Consider the following 4600-nt stretch of genomic DNA (forward strand, 5'->3'; position numbering starts at 1 on the left):
TCGTCGCGGAATTCTTTCGGGTAGGGCTTTGGCATGGTGTTCATCCTTCCAGACTTGCCTGTCAGCAAGCCAGATTAGGTGTCACCAATCCCTGCATCAGTCCCCACGCAGGTCGCCGCCCCGCGCGGCCTGCTGACAACCCGCGCGGTGTCCTGGGCGATCCGTCAGCTGCGCTACGAGAACGCCTCTATCCAGGGGCTGGCCCGCCAGCTGGGCACGACCTGGAACACCCTGTGGTCCCAGATCCGGCCAGTGCTCAACACCGCCGCTGACGATCCGGCACGGTTCGACGGTGTTGAAGTCCTGGGCGTCGACGAGCATGTATGGCATCACACGGACCCCNAGGGCCGAAAGGAACTCACCGGCATGGTCGGTCTCTCCTGCCACCAGCACCCGACGGCGCGTCTGCTGGATCTCGTCCCGGGACGCTCAGCAACGGTGTACAAGGACTGGCTCGCCGCACGCGGGCCTTCCTTCCGCCAGGGTGTGCAGGTTGCGACGCTGGACCCGTTCCAGGGATACAAGAACGCGATCGACGACCAACTCGACGACGCCACCTGTGTGCTCGATGCTTTTCACATCGTGAAGCTCGCCACCAGCGCCGTCGATGACGTCCGCAGGCGCGTCCAACAGCAGACACTCAGGCACCGGGGCCGGAAGGGCGATCCGCTCTACGGCATCCGCAACCTTCTACGGGCCAGCCAAGAACGCCTCACCGAACGACAACAGAAACGGCTGCAAGCGGCCTTCGTCGCGCATAAGGATCATGCCGCTGCCGAAGTCGCCTACCAATGCGCGCAGGACATCCGTGACATGTTCCACCAAGACACTCACGCTCAAGGGCGCAGGCTGGCCACCCGCGTGATCGAGGCCTTGCCGACATACCCGATCCCAGAGATCGCCAGACTGGGCAGGACACTGCGGAAATGGAAGACGACAATCCTGGCGTACTTCGACACCGACGGTGCCAGCAACGGCGGCACCGAAGCGGTCAACGGGCTCATCGAGCTGGGCCGTCGGATCGCTCGCGGATTCCGCAACTTCGAGCACTACAGACTCCGCATGCTCCTCATCGGCGGGGGTCTGGACGCCTCACCCCACACTCAAGTCAGAAGAGCCACCAATCCCTGCATCAGTCCCGCAGGCTCATGCAAGACTCTGGCTTGATGGACGGTGACGATCAGAGGTGTAACGGTAGATGTCCCGACCAACAGCGTTCAAATCTCGATACGCGGATGCTTGAGATTTCGTGTCGTAGAAGCCCTATTCGGGAGCCGAGCAATAGCCTGGTTCAGTGCGAAGGGCACCCGTGTCTGTCACGCATGGGCCCGCGGTCCTGCTGGGATGTCGTCAGCGCAGTTTCACGGTGCGGATCGTCGTTAGAGTCAATCGGGCGATGAGGGCGGCGATGCCCAGTGCGAGGCCGATGATGGGCAACGCATCCGGAGCGGTGAGTCCACCGGACCCGGCGAGGGCGGTCGAACCAAGGTTGAGGGCTCTGGTGTTGATGGCCTGTGGCCAGATAAAGCTGAGAGGGCGGAGCGCTTCGCTGGTAACTGTCGCGACGCTGATTACGCAGCCGAGGAGACAGATTGCAACCGGGGCGGCGAATGATTTCATTAGCATGGATAGCAGTGACTGGATCGCAATGAGAGGCAGGGCTGCGATCACAAAGATCAGACCTACCAGCGCGAACTGCCACGGGACCGTGCCGTCGAGGCCCAGGATGAGGGTGCCCGAGACGAGCGTGCCGATAACGAGCACGAATTGCATGAACGCGACCGGGAGCATGATGACGGCGATCTTCGCGGCCACCAGTTTGATGGGTTGCCGAGTGGTGGTCAGCAGGAGGTTCCAGTTAGTGCCGCGGTGTTCCATCCGCCACGCGGTCGCGGCGATCAGAGCAATCCCGATGGAGTAGAACAGCAGCCCGTAGAACAGGGTGACCTGGGAGGTGAACGACGCCCATCCTGCGGCGAGCGTGTCGGGGTTGTTAGCGAGGTTTATAGTGCCGGTGGTCACGGCCAGCAGCGGCAGGATGGGTGCAATGATCCAGGTGGCGGAGCGCTTGAGTTTGAGGGTTTCTGCGCGGAACACGGCATTACCTTTCTAAACGATCGAGACGGTGGGTGACGAGGACGAAGAAAGCGCCGACGAGTGCGAGGAAGCCAGCGATCCATCCGAGTGGCGGGGTGAGGGTGACCAGGTTATCCCCTTGCTGCCCGATTGGAGAGATCATGGCGTAGTAACCCCACGGGATCACGCGGGCGACGGTCGCACCCGTAAGGATGCAGAAAACACCTAGGAAGGCGCCGAGCATGCCGACGCCGACGGAGACAAGCTGGTTCTCCACGATGGCGGCGAGCCAAATATGCAGAGCGAGGAAGGCGACATCGATGAAGAAGAGGAGCGCGGTGTAGGCGATCCAGGGTCCAGGATCGAGCGGTACTCGGATGCCGGCAAACAGTCCGATGCCGATAACCAAGAGGCTCTGCACGAGCACGGCGGCAAACAGCACGGCGCTGAGTGCGGCGAGCTTGGCGCGGCACAACGCCCCTGGTGAAAGGCCGGCGGTGGAAGCGAGGGTCCAGCCGATACCAGAGTGTTCGATATCGGTCTGGCGGCTGGCGAGCACAGCAGCGAGGATCGGGGAAGTCATCGCCGCCATCAGCGTGTATGTGACCATCAGGCCCGCCCACGGTGCCGCAGCCGGGTCGTTGAAGGTCTCCTGCGTACTGCCAGAGAACAGTGAGAAACTGGATAAGCCTGCAACAGCAAGGATAAGAATTCCGGTGATTAGGAACGTGCGCAGGCGGCGCATCTTGCGGAACTCGAGACTGATCGCGCGCATCACAGCAGACCACCCCGGCCGGTGAGGTCCATGAACACGTCTTCGAGGCTCTGTGTAACGCGTCGCACCTCGTGGATCGGTACACCCGCGACGGCGAGCCGATAAACGAGATGCGCCGTCTGGTCCTTATCGATGCCACTGATCCGGATGCCCTCGGGCACCGGGGTCGCGGTGACGCCCTGCGCCAATGCCGCCTGCGGGTCGGGGGTCTCTACGATAAGATCAGGGACCGACTTCTCGAAGAGGCGTTCGCGGGTGCCTTGGAAGATCATCTTTCCGTGCGAGAGGATGCCGAGCACGCTGGCCATCTTGTCGATCTCATCGAGCAAGTGGCTCGACACCATTATCGTAATGCCGCGGTCGGCGAGGTCCACCAGGAGGGTGCGGATCTCCTCGATGCCCGCAGGGTCGAGACCGTTGGTCGGCTCGTCCAGTATCAGCAGAGCGGGGTCTCGCGCCAGTGCCATCGCGATGCCAAGCCGTTGTTTCATACCCAGGGAGTAGTTGCGGACGAGCTTGTGTTGCTGTTCGGTCAACCTGACGGTTGCGAGCGCGCGGTCGATCTGCGCCGCGGTCAGATCGAGCATGTCCTGGACTATGCGCATGTTCTCCCGACCGGTGAGGTGCCCGTAGCCGGGCGGGGCTTCGATCATCGACCCGATCGACGGTAGGAGCCTGGTGCGCGAGGCCCGGGTGAGTGGCTGGCCGAGCACCTCAATATCGCCGGCGGTGGGCTGGGTCAGGCCCAGTAGCATCTTCATGGTGGTCGATTTGCCCGATCCGTTCGGACCGAGGAACCCGTACACCTGCCCCTTTGGTACTACCAGGTTCAGGGAGTCAACGGCAGTGTGCGTCTTGAATTTTTTGGTCAGCCCGTTGGTCGTGACCACGGAGCTCATGTGTGCCTCGATTCAGTCGTGGTGGTCATGTCCTCCATAGTCCCGCCGACGTGGCGTTGGCGGATCATGCCCTGGCATGAAGTCGAGCGTCATACCCCAGTATGAGTCGCTACGCAGCCGCGCGACGTACGCTGGGTGCATGGAATCGTTGACCCGCCCAGCTGTTCGAGAACGGTACGATGCCGTTCTGCTGGATCGCCCGTGGGTCATCGATCTGGTCCTCGCTGTGCTGCTTGGCTTGGTTGGGGCGGCCGGTCGGCCGACGTTGTCCTTCGCCACCCCTGAGCAGTCCGCCTACACCCTGATCGTAGTCCTCTGCTCGGTTAGCATGATTTTCCGACGAGTGCGTCCGTTGTTTGTCCTAAATGTCGTCGGGCTCCTCCTCGTGATGCATATGGTATTAGTGCATGAGTTGTCTGTCTTCGCGGGTATCACTTGTCTTGTTGCCGCCTACACCTCCCAGACACAGCTCAATCCACCCTGGCGGCGTATCTACACCACCATGGTCTATGCAGGCACCATCCTTGCGGTCCTGACGGCGCCCCCTATAGCTTTCCTCGGCAATTGGATGGTCAATGCAGCTACCGCTGCTATGGCGGTCGTGCTGGTGACTGCCGCTGTTCTGGCCGGAGTCGTTCGCCGAAACCGGAAAGATCGCTATATGGACGCCATCGAGCATGCTGCAGCTCTCGAAGCCCGCAGGGATGTTGAGCGACGTTTGGCTACTGTGCAGGAGAGAACCCGGAGGGCTTGTCAACTTGAGTGTGTATGGGGCGGTTTTCACAGGTAGGGTTCCATGCGGTCGGGGAAGGCCACAGCGAGCTGGGCCAGGGCTTGTTTCCAGTTCGTG

At 61.8% G+C, this 4600-nt stretch carries 4 protein-coding genes and 1 pseudogene; 2 read left to right on the top strand and 3 right to left on the bottom strand.

Annotation, left to right across the window (positions count from 1 at the left end; genetic code table 11):
* Positions 1-108 precede the first annotated feature (108 nt).
* A pseudogene (locus ACFFN1_RS04750) lies at positions 109-1167 on the top strand (ISL3 family transposase); the annotation flags it as partial.
* 183 nt (positions 1168-1350) lie between these two features.
* On the opposite strand, the gene ACFFN1_RS04755 reads toward ACFFN1_RS04750, so the two are convergent.
* Genes ACFFN1_RS04755 through ACFFN1_RS04765 form a run of 3 tightly spaced genes read right to left on the bottom strand, consistent with a single transcriptional unit; the run spans position 1351 to position 3750 of the window.
* The gene (locus ACFFN1_RS04755) at positions 1351-2097 is read right to left on the bottom strand and encodes an ABC transporter permease (protein WP_376839096.1); all 747 of its coding nucleotides are present in this window, start codon (positions 2095-2097) and stop codon (positions 1351-1353) included.
* 4 nt (positions 2098-2101) lie between these two features.
* Entirely contained in the window at positions 2102-2851 is a 750-nt protein-coding gene (locus ACFFN1_RS04760; protein ID WP_376839100.1) for an ABC transporter permease, read from the bottom strand.
* Positions 2851-3750 (bottom strand): ABC transporter ATP-binding protein, encoded by a 900-nt coding sequence (locus tag ACFFN1_RS04765; protein ID WP_376839097.1) that lies wholly within the window; start codon positions 3748-3750, stop codon positions 2851-2853. The genes ACFFN1_RS04760 and ACFFN1_RS04765 overlap by 1 nt, the downstream gene beginning before the upstream one ends.
* A 139-nt stretch (positions 3751-3889) precedes the next feature.
* Here ACFFN1_RS04765 and ACFFN1_RS04770 point away from each other — a divergent pair, with 139 nt between their 5' ends.
* Positions 3890-4540: a DUF7134 domain-containing protein gene (locus ACFFN1_RS04770; RefSeq protein ID WP_376839099.1), complete on the top strand. Its 651-nt coding sequence runs from the start codon at positions 3890-3892 to the stop codon at positions 4538-4540.
* The last annotated feature ends 60 nt before the right edge of the window (positions 4541-4600 follow it).

This window comes from Brevibacterium otitidis (genome assembly GCF_042429315.1).
GTDB classification, from domain to species: Bacteria; Actinomycetota; Actinomycetes; order Actinomycetales; family Brevibacteriaceae; genus Brevibacterium; species Brevibacterium otitidis.

Bases quoted from the DNA above. Each gene is read 5' to 3' on its own strand.
- ACFFN1_RS04760 (WP_376839100.1), bottom strand. From the start codon at position 2,851: ATGCGCGCGATCAGTCTCGAGTTCCGCAAGATGCGCCGCCTGCGCACG.
- ACFFN1_RS04770 (WP_376839099.1), top strand. From the start codon at position 3,890: ATGGAATCGTTGACCCGCCCAGCTGTTCGAGAACGGTACGATGCCGTT.
- ACFFN1_RS04765 (WP_376839097.1), bottom strand. From the start codon at position 3,750: ATGAGCTCCGTGGTCACGACCAACGGGCTGACCAAAAAATTCAAGACG.